The sequence below is a fragment of the Microcoleus sp. bin38.metabat.b11b12b14.051 genome, from assembly GCF_013299165.1.
Classification (GTDB): Bacteria; Cyanobacteriota; Cyanobacteriia; order Cyanobacteriales; family Microcoleaceae; genus Microcoleus.
Genome location: NZ_JAAFKD010000044.1, coordinates 3,072 through 24,245, shown reverse-complemented (window position 1 = coordinate 24,245; position 21,174 = coordinate 3,072). Strand labels below are relative to the sequence as shown.

Genomic DNA, 21,174 nt, shown 5'->3' with positions numbered 1-21,174 from the left:
CTTTAAACGACGATCCTGATTAACTTTAAGAACTGATTCATATCAGTTTGTTGCCACAAATCTGGCTTAAATTTGATTAAAAATCTCGCTCATTTCTAGCATACTCAATCAAAATTGCAACTGCTATATATATTTTTTTACTCAGGTATTTTGAGAGTTAGAAATATTAATGTTTGCAGGTTTTGATGCTGGTTCTGGGTATACTTTACTATCGCATTTCGATCGCAGCTATAAGTTTTGATTTGAGTTGGCGCGATGTATTTATCCCGTCTACGAAAAAAATCAAGTTTTCGCAGTCATAATTTTTTGTGTCATCCTACCGAAGGCCTGACGGTATGAGGTCTTATGGTGACTGCTGACAAGAAACAGAGCTGTTAATTAGAGGCAGAAGCGGCCCGGTTTGCTCTTGTCCGTTGACGGCTAGTTCGCTGTGGCAAAGGTAGAGCACCTGACAGCGACTTAACAAATCTACCAGAATTCGCCGCAGCCGCTGTTGGTCGGCGGCGGTTTCTTCTTCGGTTTGCCAGGGACGCCCTAGTTGCGATCGCACAAATAAGGGAGCGCCAAACAATGTCGCCGCACCGCCACTGAGCCACAGGGGCGAGCCAGCATCCAGCCAAAAGTGCCATTTGTGGGCGCGCCGGCTGCTGCGGTACTGGAAGATGTTGGCGAGGGTGACGGCTCGGGCTGCTGGGCCTTCGGGACGCACTGGAAACGGGTTGGCGGTGACTGTTCCAGTCCGCAACAACTGGATAAACTGGGCGATGGTTTCTGATTCCGAGCTGTTTGTGGGTTCTTGGCGCTGCATTCGCCCGTGTATTTCCCAGTAGTGGGCGGCGGTTTCCATCAGCTCTCGCAAAGCCGATAGCCGATCGTAGGGTAGGTTTCTGTCGGAAATTAAAAATTTCTGTATCGCTCGATCGAGCAGGGCTATTGGACTTGGTAACAGCCGCTCCTGTTGTTGCGACCGCTGTTGTTCGATCCACTCGACAATTTGTTCGTAGGCAAAAGCTGCTCGGTGTCCCAGTCTGTCCCACCGGGGAAAGGCTGCCACCGCCAGCAGTTGAGGTCGATCGAGCTCGGGACAAAAACAATGATCTGCGATCAAACCTGCTCTTACCGGATCGATCGATTTTTGATTTTCCATTTTCGCTGGAATCTCCGAGGTGGAGTCGGAATCTGCTGTTTCGACTAATTCGCCGTGTTTCTGGCTGCCTAAAATTACCAGCATTTCGGCTACTGCGTCTCGATCGACTTCTCGGCCTAGTCCGGGATACACTAACGCTAATAAAGTCAGCAAAGCTCTAATCTCTGGCGTAGTCGATAGGGGACGCTGATCGTTGAGGGATGCCGCGGCGATACCCGATCGCGCCAGTATTTCGGTTAAACTGTAGCGGGCGATCGCATCCATCCCAGGGGCAATTACGGCGATTTCCTGCGGTTCCACTGCTTGTGACTTCACTGCATCTACGATCAGCTCGGCGGTTTCTCGCAACAGTTGCGCCCGAGAAGTGGTTTCTAGCGATCGAACCGATCCTGGCAAACTCAAGCCCAAAGGATAAAAACCGTCAGAATTAACCGCTAAACTTACTGCCACTGCTCCGATTTCTGCGGCTAAACCCGATCGGGCGTCCAAGTTTTCCACGGTGGCGCAGCGACTTTCGAGCTCCCCGAGGTATTGGGTGTCAGCCCCCAAACCCAAACGCACTCCTCCATCCGGGTTGTAGGAGAAGGCCCCCGCCGCGCCAGCATCGAGCATTCGATCGAACAAATCGCGACTGATAGCCGGATAATCGTCCACATCGTCGGCGATGACAGCTTGATATCTAGAGGCCAACTGCTGCTGGTAAGCAGGATTTGGCAACAAATCCCGCCAGTAGAGCTCGCACACTATCCCGTAAGTCAGGAAACCCCGCTTCAAACACCATTCCCGCCAGGTTTCTAACAACTCTCCCGTACTCGCCCATAAATGATTCGAGCCGCCAGAGCCGACAAATCCCTGTTCCAAAATCCTGGGAATTTCTTCTCTCGGCGTACCGCTGACTGCTGCTAATTGCAATAAGTCTAGAGTTCGACGCACCATTCGGTTTTGACTTACCCCTGTTTGTTGCAAAATCCCTTCGTCAAGAGAGCGACGCCAGAGTCGGGCGGCAAGTTCCAATTCTGTTTCAGGTTGCAGTCTCCGAGGAAATTGAGCCCTCAAATCCAGCGACTCAACTAGCAGCGGCCAAAATAGCAATACTTCTTGCTCAAAAAAACCGAAGGGTGTTGTCGAGTGAAAGGCATATTTTCCTTGGGTAGCGATGGCGATGCGATCGGCTAATTCCAGTCGGTTGTCCCCGTTAGCTGCTAAGACTAAAATTGCTGGCGCGGTTTGTCCCGCCCGCCGCCGCCCTCCAGCCCCGCGGCTTGAAACTGTTGCGGGCCCTGTCTTGACGGTTTTGCTCCACAAGCAGAACTGCTCTACTAGCCGATCGGTTTTGCCGCTGCGGGCAGCCCCAACAATCCAAATTGACTTTTCTGCCTGCGTTCCCAATTTATGTAAATTTGTTACCATACCATGAATACTTTAATCAAAATTGTCTACAGCTAACTAACCAGCTTTGAGCTATGAACACTTCTCCATGGAACAGGTTTGTAAAATATCTCTACAGCGCTAACCAGTGGTATAGAGAAACGCCTGAAAGGGCTCTAGAACAGGCTTATGATGCTGCATTAGCAATTAAGGCGATCGAAGACGAGCATTTTGGCGGCCAACCAATTTCCGATCGCTCTGGAGATTACGGACACAGCACTCTGTCTTACTTTAAATCCGAACTCCAAAAATACCTCAAGGTCATCCAAACCAGGATGGTTGAGTTTAATGCTAGCCGTTCTTTTTTGGAATTGCCCGATCGGGTGGGAGCAAAACCCAAGGCTGGCTACAACGCGCAGCCTCACCGCCACCCATTAGATATTGACAGCAAAGACCGATCGTCCCTGGTATTTGAGAAGCTAGAGTTTATTGATGGAGTTATCGAAAAGTATATCAATAATAGTAAATCAACTGCGATCGTTCCGGTTGCCACTTCGGTAAACTTGGCGGTGAAATCTACCAACACCAGCTCACAAAATCAAGCAAATAACAGTGCAGCTAAGGTTCATCAAACTCATGCCGGCGAAGTTGATACTAACTCGGAAGAGGTAAATTTATTGCCCCGATCGCTGTTGGGAACTTTGAATCGGATTACTAAGGAATTAGACCCGGAGGCCGAAAAAGAAGTCGTTAAAAATTTCCGCAATTCCAAAGTAAAAACAGTTATTTCTCTGAGATTTATTTTACTTTTGATTTTAGTTCCGCTGCTGACGAATCAAATCTCTAAAAATTTTATTGTTGGGCCGATTATTGACCATTTCCGAGTCAAGCAAAATGCTCCTGTGTTTATAAATATTGACTTGGAAGAAGAAGCCTTTAAAGAACTGGAGAGATTTGAGCAGCACCTCAAATTTCAAACGTTAATTGGCACGGCTCCGTCGCTGTCTTCAGAGGAAAGGGAAAAGCAAATTTCGGAAAAAGCAGTTGAGCTTGCCGAGGAATACCGCAGTGAAAGCGGTGGAGCAATTAAAAATATTTTTGCTGATTTGATTTCCTTTATGGCTTTTGCCGCGATTATCGTCACCAATAAAAAAGAAATTGAGATTTTAAAGTCTTTCATGGATGATGTGGTTTACGGACTTAGCGACAGTGCAAAAGCTTTCGTAATTATTTTGTTTACCGATGTGTTTGTCGGATTCCACTCACCTCACGGTTGGGAGGTTATTCTCGAAGGTTTGTCGAGGCATTTGGGACTGCCAGAAAATCGGCAGTTTATATTTCTGTTCATTGCCACGTTTCCGGTGATTTTGGATACGGTATTTAAATATTGGATCTTCCGTTATTTAAACCGGAGTTCGCCTTCTGCGGTTGCTACTTACAAAAATATGAATGAATAATCTGCTCATATCTAATTTTGTCAAATAACCGTTATTAGGTTCGTAGTGATGACTTCAGTCCTTGAAAAATATTAGGACTAAAGTCCTTACTACAAACCTATGATGTTCGTAGTGATGACTTCAGTCCTTGAAAAATATTAGGACTAAAGTCCTTACTACAAACCTATGATGTTCGTACTGATGACTTCAGTTCTTGAAAAATATTAGGACTAAAGTCCTTACTACAAACCTATGATGTTCGTACTGATGACTTCAGTTCTTGAAAAATATTAGGACTAAAGTCCTTACTACAAACCTATGATGTTCGTACTGATGACTTCAGTTCTTGAAAAATATTAGGACTAAAGTCCTTACTACAAACCAATTGCCAATTACCTAATTCCAACGCTTCTTGCGCTGTCGCTGGTTGGCTACCGACTCCACCAGCCCCAGTCCAAGAAAATTACTCAGCAGCGACGCATTCCCGTAGCTCAAGAAAGGTAGCGGAATCCCGGTAACTGGCGCTAAGCCGATGTTCATCCCGATATTTACGAATACCTGAAAAATTAACATTGACAGTACGCCGATCGCCAGCAATGAACCAAAATTGTCATTTGCGGTTTGGGCGATCGTTACCAAGCGGAAACAAATGATCCAAAATACCACCAGCACGCAAATACAGCCAATAAATCCCAATTCTTCGCCGATCGCCGAAAAGATAAAGTCCGTATGCTGTTCGGGAATAAAGTTAAGCTGAGTTTGGGTTCCGTGAAACAAACCCCTGCCTTTGAGTTCCCCAGCCCCGATCGCAATCCGAGACTGAATCAAGTGATATCCGCTGCCTAAAGGGTCTTTCTCGGGGTTCAAAAAGCCCGTCAGGCGCATTTTTTGATAATCCTTGAGCACCCCCCAAAATACGTGTCCGACGTGTCCCGACACCACATTCACCAGCACCGCACCGAAAGTCCCCAACCAGGGCCAAGGTAGGCTTCGCCAAGCGATAATACCCGCCACCACTACCCAGCCGATCCAAATTGGCGTAGACACGTTATTTAACAGCACCGAGAATAGAGGAGAGAACAGCAATATCAGCCAGCCGGGATTGACATTACCCCAGTAAAACATCCCCATGGTGATGGCGCCAAACACTAGGGAGGTACCTAAATTTGGTTCCGCAAAGATCAATCCCCAAGGTACGGCCATAATCGCCAGCAGTCTCAACATATCCCGCACAGTGGGGACAGTCTTGTCGTGCAGCAGAGCTGCTAAGGTGATAATCATCCCTACTTTGGCAAATTCTGACGGTTGGAGGTAAAAGCCACCGATATTGATCCACCGCTGGGCACCGAGGCCTGTAGTACCGATAAACCGGACTGCGATCAGCGACAGATTGATGATGATATAAATCGGCCATTTCCACTGAAGCAGCATTTCGTAGCGACAGCGGGAAAAGATGATGGCCAGCAACACACCGACTGCGCCTGTTACCCAGTGCCGCCACCAGTCGATCAGCCCCTGGTTGATTTCGACGCTGCGAATCATGACTCCCCCGAAGATGGTGAGGCCGACGCAAGCGATAAACAGCCAAGGATCTGCTTCTTCCCAGGGTTTGAAGATTGATTTCCAGGGGTTTCTGACTTGTGCTCTTTGGAACATGAGGATTTTAGATTTTAGATTTTAGATTTTAGATTATCTAGCCGATTTTCGGAAGTTGTAGATATATTTCGGATTCTGGCCGGCCACCGTACTTTGGGAGTGCTGGTGTCAGTATGTCATTATATTCGTCTAGTTGTACTGAGGTTCCGGGTATTCAGCAACGGGTGTTCTGTGCCCGATCGCGATCGGGCTCTTTGGGCGCCTGTTACCCCACGAATCTTCATGGGTGGTAACAGGCGCCCCTAATTTTCGTAGGTGGCGTCCACAGAGCAATTTACCAGAAAGAATTGGAACCAAGCGAATCTCTGTCAGCGAGCCATTAAAATCAGACTGTTCTTTGGTTCAATCCTCGGACTTCCATTTAGAGGTGGCTGTCAACTGATAACAGTCAACTGTCAACTGAATCTTATAGCCGATCGCCTCGCCAATCCTACCATCAACCTCAGCTCGGTTCGTAAAGATACTCAAAGCCGTTACCATCGGGGTCTCTACCGTAAAAAGATGCTGTACCGTCGCGGTGTTCGTGAATTTTGGTGACGGAAACGCCTTCGGTTTTGAGTTGTTCGTAGGCGGATTCCATTTCGGCGCGATCGTCAAATACGAACCCAAAATGCGGCCCTGCTTGGTCGTAACTCGGGCTCAACAGCGCCAATCCGTCCTCTCCTGCTTTCAAATAAGCCCAGTCTGTATCTTTCCAGACTAATTCCATGCCCAGATTGCGGTAAAACTCCGCAGATTTCTCTATGTCTTGCACGCAGACGGCTACGTGTCCCAATCGTTTTAGTTTCATTTCTACAAAATTTATAGTTGTGCTTTAATTGATTGTATCTTTTTTCTACTTTATAGCAGAAGAAGGAAGAAGGAAGAGGGAAGAAGGAAGAAGCAAGAAGGAAGAGGGAAGAGGGAAGAGGGAAGAAGGAAGAGGGAAGAAGGAAGAAGGAAGAAGGAAGAGGGAAGAGGGAAGAAGGAAGAAGGAACGAGGAAGAAGGAGGAATGCCCTTCGACTACTGGAGGGTAAAAAGACTTGTCCTGAGCGTAGTCGAAGGAAGGAAGAAGGAAGAAGAAAGTAGCAATCGCACGACTAATTTTTAGCAATGCGAGAACATCCTAAACGCCGGGTGCGGTTGCTAGATTTATACTAGATTAACTCGGTATTTTTTCCAGATTTTTGGTAGCTGCTACTTGTACTTTTTCTACTTGTTTGCTGGCGTCCATTTCGCTGAATAGTTGAATGGCGCGGTCAAAATTTTCTTGGGCTTTCTCGATGTTGCCGAGTTTTTGTTCTGTGAGGGCTAGTTGATAGCAAGCCTCGGCTCGGTCTAATTTGGCGCTGGGTAGATCGAGTATTTCTATTGCTGCTGCGTGATGCTCCATGGCTTGGTCGAATTCTCCGAGTTCTCGGTACAGCGCCGCGATACCGCTGAGAGCTTTGGCTTTGATCGTGCTGTACAGGTTTTCGTCGGTTTGGGCGATCGCTTGGCGGTACAAGCTGAAGGCTTTTTCGGTTTCTCCCAGGTTTTTGTAGGTGGCGGCTAGAAAAACTAATTTGTATCCCGTGCCCACCAACTGACTGTCTTCGCGATCGGCATACAGTTTTTCGGCGAGTTCCTTAGCGGCTTTTTTGACTCCGACGCAGGAGTTGAGAAAAGCTAAGCCGATATCGATCGAATAACTGTTAATCCCGATAATCCCGATTTCTTCCCGCGAACTTTTGATCTTGACAAATATCTCCAGAGCTGATTCTAATTCCAGCATTTCTATTTGGCAAAACCCTATATTAATTGCAGCGTTAAGTTTCCAAAATTCTAGATTAGCTTGCTTGCCGTTTTCTGAATCGCTACTTTTCGCTATAGTTTGCAAACATTTAATTGCTTTTCTTTCGGATATTTGGTGACATTCTATGGCTTGATTGATATCGCCTAATATTCGGTAAGAAATGCCTAAAATACTGTAAAGACCGCTCAAATAATAGTCAGAAGTCACATTGTTGACAATGCGAGTAGTTGCGGAAATTATGGGCTGCAAGAAACCTAGTTTGTAGAGCGCTCGTCCGAGTTTGTAATCTTTGGCAAACTGGATATTGATTTTTTTGAGGATGACGCTAGCTGCCTGCTCGAAACAGCTAATTGCCACGTAATGATAGTAAGCTTCAAAAGCTTTCAGGGCATCTTCTACTGTCTCGATACTCTCTACGCTCTGAGTCCAAAACTCGGCTGCTTTGCGGTTGGCTGTTTCCCAGTCCGCAGGGGAGAGCCGATCGACTGCTTCTTCGCGAATTGCCGGATGCAGCCAGTATTCGCCTTTGTGAGACTCGACTAGCGATCGGTGCAACAACGATTTAATGATTTGTCGCCGTCCGGCTTCGGGTACTTCCCACAGCAAACACAAAAGTGCGTCTGTGGGGACTGTAGGCACGTCTCGATAGCGGTAGCAGCCCAAGCGACACAGAAGTTGATAAGCTTCGGCATCGAGTTCTTGCAGGCGGTTGAACTGACTGGTAACTAAATTTTTTAAGTCGGTTTCCACCAGCGGATCGTCGCTGTTTTCCCGCCAGTAGGCTGCCATATCTCCGTCAAAATCTTCTCGGATTGTCCCCCACAGAATGCCCATTGCTTTGGCATTACCGCCGTAAACTTTGTGCATTTCCACGAGGGCGACAGGATCTGTGTTGATGTTGCGATCGCTAAAATACTGCTGCCAAACTTCCACCTCTAATCCCGGAAGCAAATAGTGTTCGACTGTTACGTCAGAATCGCAAAGTCGATCGCGACTGGTAATCAGCGTTACCGATTGCACCGCCGCATCAGCCAAAACTCGCAACAGTTCGACGTACAGTCGGTGCGGTTCAATAAATTTACCTTGTCCGTCGAGGGCGGCTTCCAAGTTGTCAATCAAGACGCCGACTTTGAGAGTCTGAAGCTGGCGTTTCAGGCGCCCGAGGGTGACGCCAAAGTCTGGGCCTGGTTCTTCTTGGAAGTCTTGCTTGAGCCATTCTTCGATCGCGCTCTGTAAGGCGGTGAGGTTTTCTGTCTCTTTTGCCATCAACAGTTCAATTACGCGATCGAACCCTTGAGATTTGAGGTACTGTCTGGCTAAAGTCGTTTTGCCCATACCGCCGGCACTTTGGATCACAATCACTTTAGCGCCTTGGGCGACGAGAGTATTGAGATCCTCGATCGCCCCAAACCTGCCCAAAAAGTTGGGGTTTTCGATTTCGAGATCCGAATCAAGTCCTAGGGGTGTTCGAGCCGGAACAATTTGCCCAGACTGCGGTTCTAGTTTCGAGTAGCTGCGCCAATATCGATCTATTACCGCTTGCAGGTTATCTCTTTTAACTTTTTCGCCTTCTCCAAACAAAGCTGAAAGCCGCTTCCACAAATTAGACGCAGCATCCTTAACAGTCCCTACTCCATATCCTTCACTTTCTGCAACCTGTTGGTACGTCCTGCCTTGCACCCCGATCCATGCTTCGCGAAAGATAGCGCTGTCAAGGTTGTCGAGAGTTTTCAGGTTTCGAGCCACAAGTAACGAGTTAGTAAAATCCAGTGCTTGATCCGCTTCCATTGAGTCACCAGGTTTAGCGTTACCTATATCAAACAACTCTAACAGACTTTTTCCGACTCGCTGCCACGCTCAAACAGCCGACTTATAAGGACTTTTGCCGACTGACGCGGCCGAGGCTGGCCTGCGAGACTGTTGAGTGTGGAGGGGAAGTTGACCGACAAGCTTCTGACATCCGCACCAATCAAGTCGAGTTTACATTCAGGAGCAAGCTGCTATGTCTATTAACACTGTTGAAAAGGCGATCGTCGATGAAGCAATCCGCCCTCAAGAATGCGGTAGGGTGCGTTTTCAGAGCACTTGGTGGCCGGCAAAATGCGATCGAGACATAACTTTTCAACCCGGTGACGTGGTTCGCGTGGTGGGAATTGACAACATTACTCTGATTGTGGCGGCCTAGGTGCCGGTCAGCTAACAACCGTAGCTATCAATTTTTCGCATCTCAAAGTTCAGCCAAACTTATTAATCGGGAGCCAGCAATCATGACTTTTGACAATTCAGAAAAAGCGATCGTTGATGAAGCAATCCGCCCTCAAGAATCCGGCCGGGTGCGCTTCCAAAATAGTTGGTGGCCGGCTAAGTCCGAGCAAGAGATCACTTTTCAACCGGGTGACGTGGTTCGCGTCATCGGAATTGACAACATTACTCTGATTGTTGCAGTTTAGTTGCCGATCGCCTGTCTTCGAGTCGAGCGATCGGGTTTTCGCATCTAAAAGTTCACGTCAGCTTGCAATTAGGAGCCAAAAATTATGACTGTCAGCCCTTTGGAAAAAGCGATTGTCGAAGAAGAAATTCGGCCCCAACAGTCCGGTCGCGTCCGGTTCCAAAGCAGTTGGTGGCCAGCGAAGTGCGATCGACAAATAACGTTGAAACCCGGTGATGTGGTTCGTGTCGTGGGACTTGACAACATTACTCTGATAGTTGAAGCGTAGTTGGAAAACACTCTGTTGGTGGGGAGTCGGATCATCGATTTGAGATTTGAGATTTGAGATTTACTCTCTCATTCAGCCTCAGAGCTTTAAATTGAGTCTAAATTTGGGAATCTCTAAGACTTAAGTCGAGGATTTGTATCGGTTTGTAGAAGGCAGATTTTAAATTGCACATCACAATTGTGGAATTAAAAATTTGACCCTTTTATCAAAAGGCAGAAGCGCGAGCTTTTTGCATCCAAAAATTAAGCACAACCTATCTTCAGGAGCAATCCACCATGTCTACTAACTATGTCCAAGAAGCAAGCTTTGTTGATGAAGAAGGAATCTTAGCCTTCGCTGATGAGGAACAAGTCGGTGATGTCGATCCAGCAAAAGCACCCCTCAGCAGTGTCTCCAATCCCAGCACCGATGTAGCAGAAGAGATAGTGGCTGGTGAGGAAAAAGTGGCTGTGAGCGATGCAGAAACAGCCGACAGTCATCTAGCACCAAAGGCGATCGCCCAAGACGAAAAAGCGATCGTAGAAGAAGAAATTCGTCCGGGCGAATCCGGTCGCGTCCGGTTTCAAAGCAGTTGGTGGCCTGCAACATCTGACCAAGATATTACTTTTAAAGCTGGAGAGGCGGTACGAGTCATTGCAATTAATAATGTGACTCTGATTGTTGAAGGCTAGTTGCCAAATATTGGTTTGTGGGGAGTCATGCCATTTTAGATTTTAGATTGGGGATTGGGGCTTGAGGGATTGAGGGATTGTTAATTAGTTGATGAAACCTCACTCTATGGTCACAATACTATTTTCTATTTTCGACTTACAATGAGTGATGACATGACGAATTAGAGCTAAAATTAAATTGCATTTTTTAGGCTTGTGTCATCAAAAAGCAGTTAGGTATAAGGGATAATTTACATTTTTGGATTCAGCATAAACTCTTCAGTTTTACAACTGAAATTCTACCATTTTCAGGAGCAGCAATCATGTTTTTTGACTATTTTGAGGAAGCAATCGTTGCAGAAGAAATTCGCCCGGGCAAATGCGGTCGCGTCCGCTTTCAATGTAGTTGGTGGCCCGCTAAGTGCGATAAAGGAATAACTTTTGCGCCGGGGGAACTGGTTCATGTGGTGGGAATTGACAAGATTACCTTGCTGGTGGAGGGGATAAATTGAATTGTCGGAATTTGCGATCGCCTGTGCCGCCATCGAGGTGGCTTTCTCTTCAAATCTCTTCACGGGCGATCGCCATTCTCTTCAAGATTCTAGCGTTGAACCTCAACAACAACTCTGCGCCGGCACTATTGTCGGCGTTTTTTTGCAGCTTTGACAGGGGCGATCGAGGTATAGCAGTGGACAGTAGACAGCTTGCGCTGAGCGACTTGCCCCGAGCGAAGTCGAGGGGAGTCGAAGAGTGGACAGCTTGCGCTGAGCGACTTGCCCCGAGCGAAGTCGAGGGGAGTCGAAGAGTTGACAGCTTGCGCGCTCGCGAAGTCGAAGAGTTGCTTCGTCAAGGAAATCAAACGGTTTCTGCTATGGGATATAGGCTCTATTCATGAGGTTATTTATGTCCTCACCGCTGTGGCGATTGCTATATAGAACCCATTTGACATCTTTGAGTTTTTGGGTTGGGTGACGAGAAATACCGAGATTAACTCGGTTTCTGAGATTTACACCCGGGGCAAGAAACCGGGTTTCTACGAGTTTTTGGGTTGGATGACGAGAAATACCGATAGAAACCCGGTTTCTGAGATTTACGCAGAATATATCTCAAATGGGTTCTATATAGCCGAGTCTCAAAAAGGTACAGGTTGAGATTTTATATTTTAGATTGAGGGATGGAGGGATTGGGGGATTGAGGGATTTATCGGTCAATACCTCCTATGAGAGCTCGAACCGCTATAATTGAGCCACAAATTGTGGTAATCTAACAGCAATCCACTTTCCGGCTCGATCGAGCTTTCATTTAGCTATGCGAATAGGTAAAAATTTACAAAAATTTCTGCTGTTCACAATAGCATTGTTTTTTGCAGCGTCGCTACTAATAAACGTTACTAAGTTTCACAATTATTTTGGTATCAACCGCGCCGATACGAAAACAAAAGTTATTGCGCTTACCTACGACGACGGCCCCTATCCTCCTTATACAAATCAGCTTTTAGATATTTTAGACCGCTATCAAGTTAAAGCAACTTTTTTTCAAATCGGACGCAAAATTGAACAACATCCAGAAATCCTGCAAATGGTTGTGGCGAGGGGAGATGAGTTGGCAAATCATTCCTACTCTCACAAAGATATGATGTTTAAACCCCGGGAATATTTGCTGTCTGAAATTGAAAAAACCGACAAACTTTTGCGGGATTATGGGGTGAAGCAGGACAGTATCAGTTTTCGCCCGCCTTGGGGACGGAGATTTGTGGTTTTGTCTTATTTGCTGTCCCAAATGCACAAAAAACTGGTGATGTGGGATGTTGATTCGCAAGATTATGAGAAAACGCACACGGTAGACGATATCGCAAATCAGGTGATTAACAATGTGCGATCGGGTTCGATTGTGGTGATGCACGACGGCGGGGGCGATCGCTCAAAAACAGTAGCAGCAACTGAGATAATTGTCAAGTCTTTGCAGTCAAAAGGTTATGAATTTAAAACTGTTTCTGAACTGTTGAAAAATCAATAAAGTGCCGAGGACTCATATCCTGTCCTGTGTTATAAAATACCCTCTATAGGTTCGTAGTGAGGACTTTAGTCCGCAAAAAAAGAAGGACTAAAGTCCTCACTACGAACCTTTTTTTTGACTAAAGTGAGGAGTTTATTTCGCATTCCGAGAAGGACTAAAGTCCTCACTACGAACCTTTTTTTTTGACTAAAGTGAGGACTTTAGTCCGCAAAAAAAGAAGGACTAAAGTCCTCACTACGAACCTTTTTTTGTGATTGAAGTTATGATTGCGAACTTTTTTTGTCTACTGTTTTTTTAGAGATTGTTTGTTATGTAATTGGCAATTTGCTGGCTGCCTCCTGCTGGGCCCATTCTTTCTAACCCGTTTTTAACGCAAGTTTCTAAATAATCTTTTTGTTGCAAAGTGCGATCGACGGCTTTAGCAGCTTCCTGAATAATCTCCGAATTTGCGGGTTTTGTGCCGATTACCTGCACGGAATCGCCTAACAGCCGATTTTGAGCCTCCGCAAAGCGATAGGTAAATGAGGGGCCGTTACCGGGGATGGTAATTACAGGTTTTCCCAAACCTACAGCTTGTTCGATCGCGCTTCCCGTCATCCCAATTACTAAATTAGATTGCTGCAAAATGTCGGCGAAAGCATCAGAATAGCAAATTACTTCAACAGTTGCTGCTTTTTCGCTACCCTGCTGTTGGATTTCTTGATAAATTAACTTTCCTTCTCGGTGCAGCCATCCGGCTTGGGCTGCAATATCATCTAATTCCAGCATTAAACTTGGAACTAAGGCGGCCCGAAATTGCACTGGTAAGGTAGAGTTGGTAGCAATTTGTTTGACCAATTTTAGCAGCAAAATGAGGTTCTCCTTGGCTTCGGGGAGGCGTGAACCGGGCAGAAGCGCGATCGCCCTCCCGGATGCTATTAATTGCAAATCCTTGCCGGTAGCGCTCAGGCTGTCCATCACAGGATTGCCGGCAAACTCGGCTTTTTTTAAACCCTGTCGGTTTAACTCAGCCGCAGTCACAGCATCTCTAGTAAAAACTGCCAGACATTTCTCCGAACTCAGCAACTGCCACAAGATTAAACCCAAATTTACTCGCCCTTCGTAATAACTAGAATGAGCTGATAGAAAAATTATATAGGGGCGGGCTGTGGCACGGGCGATCGCGGCTGCGACAATATCTCCAGTCGCCACTACTAAATCGTAGCTGTGGGAATGCGTCCGCACAGCCCGCAGTTGCTGCCAAGTTAAGGCAATTAGCCCCGCCCCAACGTCTTTGAGCAAATACAGGGGATTCATGTAAAAAACTCCCCCAGATGGCATTTGGCTGGTGGGCCCGATAATTGGTAGGCTCGATCGCCTGTAAGCATCTCCGTCACCTACAATGGGCATCGCCGCCAGATCGAGCTTGGCGCCAGATGCTCTCAAAGCACTGACAATTTGACAGTTAATGGCGTCTTCCCCGTGGCCGTTGCTGAGGAAAAGTATTCCCTTCGATTTCATAAAATCCGACTTAGTGCTGAACTTTGCTAAACGCCGTTGTGCGATCGCGAAGGGCAACCGGGCTACGATTTTGTTAATCTAATTTAAATACATTGTGGAAGTGAAACAGCGTGAATATTGAAATTGGGCGGGGCAAAAGCGCTCGCAGAGCTTACGGCATAGATGAAATCGCGCTTGTACCCGGACAGCGCACCCTCGATCCGAGTTTGGCAGATACCAAGTGGCAGATTGGTGGGATCGATCGAGAAATTCCGATTATCGCCAGCGCCATGGACGGAGTAGTCGATGTGCGGATGGCCATTTTGCTGTCGGAATTGGGAGCAATGGGCGTGCTCAACCTTGAAGGAATTCAAACTCGCTATGCCGACCCCCAGCCAATATTAGAGCGCATCGCTTCTGTTGGGAACCACGAATTTGTCTCCCTGATGCAGCAACTATATGCCGAACCCATCAAGCCCGAATTAATCGAGATCAGAATTAAAGAAATTAAAGCAGGAGGAGGGATTGCTGCGGTTAGCGGCACACCAGCCGGCGCGAGCAAATACGGTTTAACAGTTGCCTCCGCGGGAGCTGATATATTTTTTGTGCAAGCAACTGTAGTCTCGACTGCTTTTCTTTCCCCAGAGTCGATCGTCTCTTTAGATTTGACCCAATTCTGTAAAGAGATGCCGATACCAGTAATTTTGGGCAACTGCGTCACCTACGAAGTCGCCATGAATTTAATGAAAACTGGTGCCGCAGGCATTCTCGTGGGCATCGGGCCGGGGGCTGCTTGCACGTCCAGGGGTGTATTGGGTGTCGGAGTTCCCCAAGCCACAGCCGTAGCAGACTGCGCCGCGGCGCGGGACGACTACTATCGCGAAACTGGCAAATACGTGTCGGTGATTGCTGACGGCGGTTTAATTACTGGCGGCGATATCTGCAAGTGCATTGCTTGCGGCGCTGATGGAGTGATGATTGGTTCGCCCTTTGCTAGGGCTGCGGAAGCTCCAGGCCACGGCTTTCACTGGGGGATGGCGACTCCTAGCCCGGTTTTGCCGCGCGGGACTCGGATTCGGGTGGGGACTACCGGCACTGTTGAGCAAATTTTGCGGGGCCCAGCCCTGTTAGATGACGGTACGCACAACTTGCTCGGAGCTCTGAAAACTAGCATGGGTACCCTAGGCGCTAAGGATATTAAGGAGATGCAGCAAGTGGAAGTGGTGATTGCTCCTTCTCTGCTGACTGAGGGTAAAGTCTATCAAAAAGCTCAGCAGTTGGGCATGGGTAAGTAGATTTACTGATTAAATACTAGGATACCTTGACAAAATTTGTTCAAGAGTCTCGAAATTTACAGAATGTTGTGGAATTATCGAGAAGGAGATGTCACAATATAAAAAGCGGAGACGCATGTTTCCGTTCACTCCTCACACCACACTCCGCCCGGACTACTGTTCGGGCGGTTCCTTTTTGACCTCTTTTACCGCTGTCGCTCCTCTTTACTCACTAGGTACGGGGTTAAGGCTGTTCGCTCCGGACTGTTGGGGAGAGGCAAAGAGGCGGACAGGGGGAGAGGGGGAGAATTTTTGGGTGCCGAAGGTCTTCTTATAACTTCCATTTCTGGAATTCGCTCAGAAGCCTTCTCTGAAAATCGTCCCTCCTACCCAAAAACGGATACAAGCCTCGGGCGCCAAGAGTGGAACTCTCAAAATTGTCGGTCGAACTTCACTCTCCCAGATTTACCGTAAGGACTCAGGCCACCGAACTCCTTGCTGGGCAAAGACTTTAGCTCTGGAACTAGACGCTTAATAAATCTCTACTATCAAGATTGTGACGACAAACTGTCATCCAGCGTCACAAGCTAGACAGTCAACCTTTGCGGGACAAAAGCCATGACTTTACCCTAAAACCCTTGCCCTAAAAGCGTTGTAGCCACAATTTTTTAGACCTGAATCCGTCAGGATTCATCCGTGGAGTAAATCTAAAATCTAAAATCTAAAATCTAAAATCGACTGACGCAAGTGGTTACACTTTTTGCTAAACTTGTTATCCGAGAAATAGTATTTACAAGGATGGCTAGGGATGTCAGCAGCCGCGCAAGTAACCGACTCTACCTTTAAACAGGAAGTGCTCGATAGCGAAGTTCCAGTTCTAGTGGATTTTTGGGCTCCCTGGTGCGGGCCCTGTCGGATGGTGGCGCCCGTCGTAGACGAAATTGCCCAGCAATATGAAGGGCAGGTGAAGGTAGTAAAAGTTAATACCGACGAGAATCCTAATGTGGCAAGCCAATACGGTATCCGCAGCATTCCGACGCTGATGATATTTAAGGGCGGTCAGCGGGTTGATATGGTGGTTGGGGCAGTTCCCAAAACTACTCTGGCTAACACTCTAGAAAAGTACATTTAACCCAACTGCGAGCGGTTTCGCGCTTTTTTTTGTTGCGAAAGCCGCCCTCGCTTCAGAACCGGGGCAAAGCTACCAGAAAAGTTATTAGTTGCTAGCAGCGCAATTTGCTGGTGGCTATTAGCTCATAAATTTGGCTTTTGCCCCTTAATTTTGATGATTTGACAAATTGTTACCGTTTCGGAAAAATTAATGATTCCTTCTGGGCCTGGTCAAGATTTTGAGTTTTTCCAAGCTGAAGCGATCGACTTAATCGATCGCCTGCCAATGTTAAAGCACTCAGAGTGGATCGAACGATCGCTCAGGGCGATAGTGCAAATGGCATCAGAGGAACTCGATCGCCTAGACTGGAAAATTATGGCAGCGTCGCTCCGAGATATGGAGAGAGCTTTTTCCATGTTTTATCCTTACCGCCATGTTCGCAAAATTGTGATTTTTGGTTCCGCGAGGGTGTCGCCCACATCACCGGAATATTTGATGGCCAGAAATTTTTCACGGGCGATCGCCCAGCAGGGATTTATGGTGATGACTGGCGGCGGCGGCGGAATCATGCAAGCGGGGAACGAGGGGGCGACTGCTGAACGTTCTTTTGGGTTGAACATTCAGTTACCTTTCGAGCAGGGTTCTAATCCTTTTATTGCGGGCGACTCCAAGTTGCTCAATTTTAAATATTTTTTCACCCGCAAGTTATTCTTTCTGCGGGAAAGCGATGCTTTGGCTTTGTTTCCGGGCGGTTTCGGCACTCTGGACGAGGCTTTTGAATGTCTGACTTTGACTCAAACTGGCAAGTTTGGGCCTGCTCCTTTGGTTTTGATCGATCGACCCGGAGGCGATTATTGGCACGATTGGAATTATTTTGTGCAAAAACAATTGCGGGGCAGGGGTTTGATTTCTGCTGACGATCGCAGCCTGTACACGATTACAGATGATGTAAATGTCGCTTGTGAGGCGATCGCGAGTTTTTATCGGGTTTATCACTCCTGCCGCTACGTGGATGGAAAACTGGTACTTCGCTTGAAGTCTGAACTTTCTGAGGAGAATGTCGATCGATTAAATACTGAGTTCAGCGATATTGTGGTGACGGGAAAAATTGAAAAAAGTAAAGCTTTCCCCGCCGAAGCCGGAGATGAAACCTTCGATTTGCCGCGCCTAGTGTTGCATTTCAACCAACGGGATGCGGGGCGGCTTTATCAGCTAATTGCTGCGATCAATCAAATGGGTGCAGCTTCGCCAGCGGCAGCGCATCCCGAACAAAAGTAGTAGACTGATTGCATAAATTTTCGATTGATGGGGGAACCGCAGATTGGGGCAGATTGACGCAGATGAACGCAGATGTCTTTAAAGTAAAAAATTAAAGGTGCAAAATGTATGGCTTACAGCGACTTCAGTTTAGCCAGCGTCAAAAAGGCTTTGAATTTAACGATTTCGCCTCGGCAAGATTTGTTCTCTGCTGTACCTGCTTTGGAAGTCAGTAATTATTTAACAGAAACTTTACTTTATAATGTTCCTTTTGCTCTGGCGAGCAATACGGATAAATCGCGATCGGAGATGATTATTGCGCCGATTTAGCTGGAACTTACTCGACATTTTGCCGATCGCATCAGTTTGTTTTCTGGTGTAGACTTTACCGTTGATACAAATCTGGGGTTAAATGGCAGTTGTGATTTTTTGATTAGTCGATCGCCCGAACTGTTGATTATTAGTGCGCCAATTATTTTAATCGTGGAGGCAAAAAAGGAAAATATTAATGCAGGGTTGGGTCAGTGCGCGGCAGAAATGTATGCAGCTAAAATATTTAATCAACGAGAAGGAAATGAAGTATCGGGGATTTATGGAGTTGTGACTACAGGAGAAATTTGGAAGTTTTTAAGGCTAGAAGGAGAGGAGATTCAAATAGATTTATTGGAGTATTTTTTGAATCAAGTTAATCAACTTATGGGGATTTTAGCGAGCAGTATTAATAGTTGAAAGTTGACATTTGAAAGTTGACAGTCCTTCTTCTCTCTTCTTGCTTACTACTTTCTTAGTTCTGACTAATGACTAATGACTAATGACTAATAGACCTCTTGCAAAAATCACAAATTATCTGGAAAATATCTGCGTTTATCTGTGTTTATCTGCTTTTTATCTGCGGTTCCTGTATTAATCAAAGATTTTTGCAATCTTGTCTAATGACTAAACGTTGTTTGGGGGGAAATCAGCAAAATGCTAGACCTGCTGCTAATTAGCACTTTAGGATTTCTCGGCAGTTTCGGTCACTGCGCCGGGATGTGTGGCCCGCTGACAGTGGCGTTTTCGCTGTCTAGTTCCCGCAACGATAAATTAGCTGCTTTCCGCTTTCACCTGCTGCTGAATTTGGGCAGAATTATTGCTTACGCGCTAGTGGGCGCTGCCATTGGCGGAGTCGGTTCGGTGTTAATTGCTGGTGGACAAATGGCCGGTACGGGTAGCGAATTGCGGCGGGCGATCGCACTTTTGACAGGTACAATGCTGATTTGGTTTGGTTTAGTGCAAATTAAACCCGATTTTCTGCCACGATTGCCGCTGTTACATCCAATTTCGCACGATCGAGTCGGACAAGCAATGAACCAGCTTTCAGCACAAAAAACCTGGTGGGTACCTGTGGCTTTGGGTTTGCTTTGGGGTTTGATTCCCTGCGGTTTCCTCTACGCGGCGCAGATTAAGGCGGCGGAAACGGGAAATCCGGTTTTGGGGGCGGCGACGATGTTTGCTTTCGGATTGGGTACGCTGCCAACTATGCTGGGAGTGGGTTTTTTTGCTGGGAGATTGAGCGCAGACACGCGGAGTCAATTGTTTCGGATGGGTGGTTGGGTAACGGTATCAATTGGGATTCTTACCCTGTTACGAACCGATGAAATGGTCGATTTTACTGGCCACGCAGCGCTGTTGTGCTTGATGCTAGCACTGTTGGCGCGTCCGGTAAGCAATTTTTTACCGCAACTGCTGCGCTACCGTCGCGCCTTGGGTGTGGGTGCGTTTATCCTCGCAGTCGCCCACACGTTTCATCTACTGGATCATACGCTGAAGTGGAATTTTGATGCTGTGTCTTTCATGGTGCCGCAGCATCAGTTTGGGATGCTGGCTGGGATGCTGTCGCTGCTGTTGATGTTACCGGCGGCTGTTACCAGTGTCGATCGAATTCAACATCATTTAGGCAAACTGTGGCGGCCAATTCACCTGTTAAGCGTTCCCGCTTGCTTGCTGGGCGCCCTACACGCTGCACTCATCGGTTCCCACTATCTTGGCGGTTTTGAATGGACGGCGGTTAATCAATGGCGGGCGCTGCTGTTGGGAATAATTGCCCTGGGTGTCTTGTTTGTGCGATCGCGCTTATTTTGGTCAATTTTATCATTGGAGAAGTTTTATGTTTCGCCTATCAAACAAAAGTAAAATTTTGGGATTATTAGTTTTTTGCGGATTGGTAGTGCTAGCAGCGCCTCAATTTAACTCAATGGCAGTTTTTGCCCACGAAGTCGAAGTATCTGGAGATGTGGCTGCTACTTTTCACCTGGAACCCAACCACAATCCCCGCGCTGGAGAACCTGCGAAAGTGTGGTTTGCGCTGACTTTCCGTGGAGGTAAAATTATCCCGTTAGAGCAGTGCAATTGCAAGTTAGCTGTTTATCCCAAAAATCACAAAAAGGGGGATAAGCCGCTGATGGATCCGCCTCTCAAAGCCATATCTGCGGAGAAATATCAAGGCATTCCTGGCGCTGATATCGTGTTTCCTAAAGCTGGGATTTACGAACTTGAGTTGAGCGGAACAGCAAAGAATGGAGCTAATTTTAAGCCGTTTGCATTGAATTATACTGTCACTGTTAGATAATTAAGCAATCGTGTTTTTTGTTGCGTTCGATCGCGGCTCGGCTACTGGGATGCGATCTAGGAATTATTCGGTTGATACAGATATTTTCTTTTGATTTGCCGCAGAGGGCGCAGAGGGCGCGGAGGGGAGAGAAAGATGGATAGCAAGTTGTTTATTTGCAAGCGATGCGAATACATAATGGAGCTGTTGCGTTCGATCGCGGCTCGGCTACTGGGATGCGATCTAGGAATTATTCGGTTGATACAGATATTTTCTTTTGATTTGCCGCAGAGGGCGCAGAGGGCGCGGAGGGGAGAATGGAAGACAAAGATGGATAGCAAGTTGTTTATTTGCAAGCGTTGCGAATACATAATGGAGCTGTTGCGTTCGATCGCGGAGCGGCTACTGGGATGCGATCTAGGAATTATTCGGTTGATACAGATATTTTCTTTTGATTTGCCGCAGAGGGCGCAGAGGGCGCGGAGGGGAGAATGGAAGACAAAGATGGATAGCAAGTTGTTTATTTGCAAGCGTTGCGAATACATAATGGAGCTGTTGCGTTCGATCGCGGAGCGGCTACTGGGATGCGATCTAGGAATTATTCGGTTGATACAGATATTTTCTTTTGATTTGCCGCAGAGGGCGCAGAGGGCGCGGAGGGGAGAATGGAAGACAAAGATGGATAGCAAGTTGTTTATTT

The 21,174-nt window shown here is 47.0% G+C and carries 23 protein-coding genes; 18 read left to right on the top strand and 5 right to left on the bottom strand.

Features of this window, described 5'->3' with window-relative positions:
• Window positions 1–343: 343 nt before the first annotated feature.
• The gene (locus QZW47_RS28250) at window positions 344–2,557 is read right to left on the bottom strand and encodes a recombinase family protein (protein ID WP_293135144.1); all 2,214 of its coding nucleotides are present in this window, start codon (window positions 2,555–2,557) and stop codon (window positions 344–346) included.
• A gap of 53 nt (window positions 2,558–2,610) precedes the next feature.
• On the opposite strand from QZW47_RS28250, the gene QZW47_RS28245 reads away from it, so the two are divergent.
• Entirely contained in the window at window positions 2,611–3,972 is a 1,362-nt protein-coding gene (locus tag QZW47_RS28245) for a proton extrusion protein PcxA (protein WP_293135140.1), read from the top strand.
• 375 nt (window positions 3,973–4,347) lie between these two features.
• On the opposite strand, the gene rodA is transcribed toward QZW47_RS28245, so the two are convergent.
• Both rodA and QZW47_RS28235 read right to left on the bottom strand, forming a co-directional pair.
• Window positions 4,348–5,607 (bottom strand): rod shape-determining protein RodA, encoded by a 1,260-nt coding sequence (gene rodA, locus QZW47_RS28240; RefSeq protein ID WP_293135136.1) that lies wholly within the window; start codon window positions 5,605–5,607, stop codon window positions 4,348–4,350.
• 442 nt (window positions 5,608–6,049) lie between these two features.
• A complete protein-coding gene (locus QZW47_RS28235) occupies window positions 6,050–6,397 on the bottom strand; it encodes a VOC family protein (protein WP_293135133.1) in 348 nt (115 codons plus the stop codon).
• Window positions 6,398–6,425: 28 nt separating this feature from the next.
• Here QZW47_RS28235 and QZW47_RS28230 point away from each other — a divergent pair, with 28 nt between their 5' ends.
• Window positions 6,426–6,677: a hypothetical protein gene (locus QZW47_RS28230; RefSeq protein WP_293135130.1), complete on the top strand. Its 252-nt coding sequence runs from the start codon at window positions 6,426–6,428 to the stop codon at window positions 6,675–6,677.
• 73 nt (window positions 6,678–6,750) lie between these two features.
• Here the strand turns inward: QZW47_RS28230 and QZW47_RS28225 are convergent, their stop codons facing one another.
• Window positions 6,751–9,171 carry a tetratricopeptide repeat protein gene (locus QZW47_RS28225; RefSeq protein WP_293135127.1) on the bottom strand — a complete coding sequence of 807 codons (2,421 nt, stop codon included), beginning with the start codon at window positions 9,169–9,171 and terminating at the stop codon, window positions 6,751–6,753.
• A 214-nt stretch (window positions 9,172–9,385) separates the two neighbouring features.
• Between QZW47_RS28225 and QZW47_RS28220 the strand changes: the two genes are divergently transcribed.
• The 8 genes from QZW47_RS28220 to QZW47_RS28185 all read left to right on the top strand — a co-directional run bounded on the left by QZW47_RS28220 (window position 9,386) and on the right by QZW47_RS28185 (window position 12,766).
• The gene (locus QZW47_RS28220; protein ID WP_293135124.1) at window positions 9,386–9,568 is read left to right on the top strand and encodes an NfeD family protein; all 183 of its coding nucleotides are present in this window, start codon (window positions 9,386–9,388) and stop codon (window positions 9,566–9,568) included.
• An 82-nt stretch (window positions 9,569–9,650) separates the two neighbouring features.
• Window positions 9,651–9,833, top strand: coding sequence for an NfeD family protein (locus QZW47_RS28215; RefSeq protein WP_293135121.1), 183 nt, complete (start codon window positions 9,651–9,653; stop codon window positions 9,831–9,833).
• A gap of 84 nt (window positions 9,834–9,917) precedes the next feature.
• Window positions 9,918–10,100: an NfeD family protein gene (locus tag QZW47_RS28210; RefSeq protein WP_293135118.1), complete on the top strand. Its 183-nt coding sequence runs from the start codon at window positions 9,918–9,920 to the stop codon at window positions 10,098–10,100.
• A gap of 275 nt (window positions 10,101–10,375) precedes the next feature.
• The gene (locus tag QZW47_RS28205; protein WP_293135115.1) at window positions 10,376–10,771 is read left to right on the top strand and encodes an NfeD family protein; all 396 of its coding nucleotides are present in this window, start codon (window positions 10,376–10,378) and stop codon (window positions 10,769–10,771) included.
• A 302-nt stretch (window positions 10,772–11,073) separates the two neighbouring features.
• Window positions 11,074–11,262, top strand: coding sequence for an NfeD family protein (locus QZW47_RS28200; RefSeq protein WP_293135112.1), 189 nt, complete (start codon window positions 11,074–11,076; stop codon window positions 11,260–11,262).
• Entirely contained in the window at window positions 11,259–11,645 is a 387-nt protein-coding gene (locus QZW47_RS28195; RefSeq protein ID WP_293135109.1) for a hypothetical protein, read from the top strand. The genes QZW47_RS28200 and QZW47_RS28195 overlap by 4 nt, the downstream gene beginning before the upstream one ends.
• A 73-nt stretch (window positions 11,646–11,718) precedes the next feature.
• Window positions 11,719–11,901, top strand: coding sequence for a hypothetical protein (locus QZW47_RS28190; RefSeq protein ID WP_293135106.1), 183 nt, complete (start codon window positions 11,719–11,721; stop codon window positions 11,899–11,901).
• A gap of 157 nt (window positions 11,902–12,058) precedes the next feature.
• A complete protein-coding gene (locus QZW47_RS28185) occupies window positions 12,059–12,766 on the top strand; it encodes a polysaccharide deacetylase family protein (protein ID WP_293135103.1) in 708 nt (235 codons plus the stop codon).
• A 294-nt stretch (window positions 12,767–13,060) separates the two neighbouring features.
• On the opposite strand, the gene QZW47_RS28180 is transcribed toward QZW47_RS28185, so the two are convergent.
• Window positions 13,061–14,266, bottom strand: coding sequence for a lipid-A-disaccharide synthase-related protein (locus tag QZW47_RS28180; protein ID WP_293135100.1), 1,206 nt, complete (start codon window positions 14,264–14,266; stop codon window positions 13,061–13,063).
• A gap of 110 nt (window positions 14,267–14,376) precedes the next feature.
• Between QZW47_RS28180 and QZW47_RS28175 the strand changes: the two genes are divergently transcribed.
• The 8 genes from QZW47_RS28175 to QZW47_RS28145 form a co-directional block, all read left to right on the top strand.
• Window positions 14,377–15,540: a GuaB3 family IMP dehydrogenase-related protein gene (locus tag QZW47_RS28175; RefSeq protein WP_293135097.1), complete on the top strand. Its 1,164-nt coding sequence runs from the start codon at window positions 14,377–14,379 to the stop codon at window positions 15,538–15,540.
• Between the two features lie 787 nt (window positions 15,541–16,327).
• Window positions 16,328–16,651, top strand: coding sequence for a thioredoxin (gene trxA, locus QZW47_RS28170; protein WP_006631199.1), 324 nt, complete (start codon window positions 16,328–16,330; stop codon window positions 16,649–16,651).
• Between the two features lie 189 nt (window positions 16,652–16,840).
• A complete protein-coding gene (locus QZW47_RS28165; RefSeq protein WP_293135083.1) occupies window positions 16,841–17,908 on the top strand; it encodes an LOG family protein in 1,068 nt (355 codons plus the stop codon).
• Between the two features lie 108 nt (window positions 17,909–18,016).
• Window positions 18,017–18,217 (top strand): hypothetical protein, encoded by a 201-nt coding sequence (locus tag QZW47_RS30270; protein ID WP_366930940.1) that lies wholly within the window; start codon window positions 18,017–18,019, stop codon window positions 18,215–18,217.
• A 36-nt stretch (window positions 18,218–18,253) separates the two neighbouring features.
• The gene (locus QZW47_RS30265) at window positions 18,254–18,616 is read left to right on the top strand and encodes a hypothetical protein (RefSeq protein ID WP_366930939.1); all 363 of its coding nucleotides are present in this window, start codon (window positions 18,254–18,256) and stop codon (window positions 18,614–18,616) included.
• 237 nt (window positions 18,617–18,853) lie between these two features.
• Window positions 18,854–20,059 carry a sulfite exporter TauE/SafE family protein gene (locus QZW47_RS28155; protein WP_293135080.1) on the top strand — a complete coding sequence of 402 codons (1,206 nt, stop codon included), beginning with the start codon at window positions 18,854–18,856 and terminating at the stop codon, window positions 20,057–20,059.
• Window positions 20,034–20,495: a hypothetical protein gene (locus QZW47_RS28150; RefSeq protein WP_293135077.1), complete on the top strand. Its 462-nt coding sequence runs from the start codon at window positions 20,034–20,036 to the stop codon at window positions 20,493–20,495. Before QZW47_RS28155 ends, QZW47_RS28150 begins: the two co-directional genes overlap by 26 nt.
• Before the next feature lie 177 nt (window positions 20,496–20,672).
• On the top strand, window positions 20,673–21,174 hold a 502-nt coding region (locus QZW47_RS28145), incomplete at its 3' end, for a hypothetical protein (RefSeq protein ID WP_293135074.1).

Excerpts from the sequence above, each read along its gene's own strand:
- QZW47_RS28250 (WP_293135144.1), bottom strand. The coding sequence starts at position 2,557 with ATGGTAACAAATTTACATAAATTGGGAACGCAGGCAGAAAAGTCAATT.
- QZW47_RS28245 (WP_293135140.1), top strand. The coding sequence starts at position 2,611 with ATGAACACTTCTCCATGGAACAGGTTTGTAAAATATCTCTACAGCGCT.
- rodA (WP_293135136.1), bottom strand. The coding sequence starts at position 5,607 with ATGTTCCAAAGAGCACAAGTCAGAAACCCCTGGAAATCAATCTTCAAA.
- QZW47_RS28235 (WP_293135133.1), bottom strand. The coding sequence starts at position 6,397 with ATGAAACTAAAACGATTGGGACACGTAGCCGTCTGCGTGCAAGACATA.
- QZW47_RS28225 (WP_293135127.1), bottom strand. The coding sequence starts at position 9,171 with ATGGAAGCGGATCAAGCACTGGATTTTACTAACTCGTTACTTGTGGCT.
- QZW47_RS28220 (WP_293135124.1), top strand. The coding sequence starts at position 9,386 with ATGTCTATTAACACTGTTGAAAAGGCGATCGTCGATGAAGCAATCCGC.
- QZW47_RS28215 (WP_293135121.1), top strand. The coding sequence starts at position 9,651 with ATGACTTTTGACAATTCAGAAAAAGCGATCGTTGATGAAGCAATCCGC.
- QZW47_RS28210 (WP_293135118.1), top strand. The coding sequence starts at position 9,918 with ATGACTGTCAGCCCTTTGGAAAAAGCGATTGTCGAAGAAGAAATTCGG.
- QZW47_RS28205 (WP_293135115.1), top strand. The coding sequence starts at position 10,376 with ATGTCTACTAACTATGTCCAAGAAGCAAGCTTTGTTGATGAAGAAGGA.
- QZW47_RS28200 (WP_293135112.1), top strand. The coding sequence starts at position 11,074 with ATGTTTTTTGACTATTTTGAGGAAGCAATCGTTGCAGAAGAAATTCGC.
- QZW47_RS28185 (WP_293135103.1), top strand. The coding sequence starts at position 12,059 with ATGCGAATAGGTAAAAATTTACAAAAATTTCTGCTGTTCACAATAGCA.
- QZW47_RS28180 (WP_293135100.1), bottom strand. The coding sequence starts at position 14,266 with ATGAAATCGAAGGGAATACTTTTCCTCAGCAACGGCCACGGGGAAGAC.
- trxA (WP_006631199.1), top strand. The coding sequence starts at position 16,328 with ATGTCAGCAGCCGCGCAAGTAACCGACTCTACCTTTAAACAGGAAGTG.
- QZW47_RS28165 (WP_293135083.1), top strand. The coding sequence starts at position 16,841 with ATGATTCCTTCTGGGCCTGGTCAAGATTTTGAGTTTTTCCAAGCTGAA.
- QZW47_RS30270 (WP_366930940.1), top strand. The coding sequence starts at position 18,017 with ATGGCTTACAGCGACTTCAGTTTAGCCAGCGTCAAAAAGGCTTTGAAT.
- QZW47_RS28155 (WP_293135080.1), top strand. The coding sequence starts at position 18,854 with ATGCTAGACCTGCTGCTAATTAGCACTTTAGGATTTCTCGGCAGTTTC.
- QZW47_RS28150 (WP_293135077.1), top strand. The coding sequence starts at position 20,034 with ATGTTTCGCCTATCAAACAAAAGTAAAATTTTGGGATTATTAGTTTTT.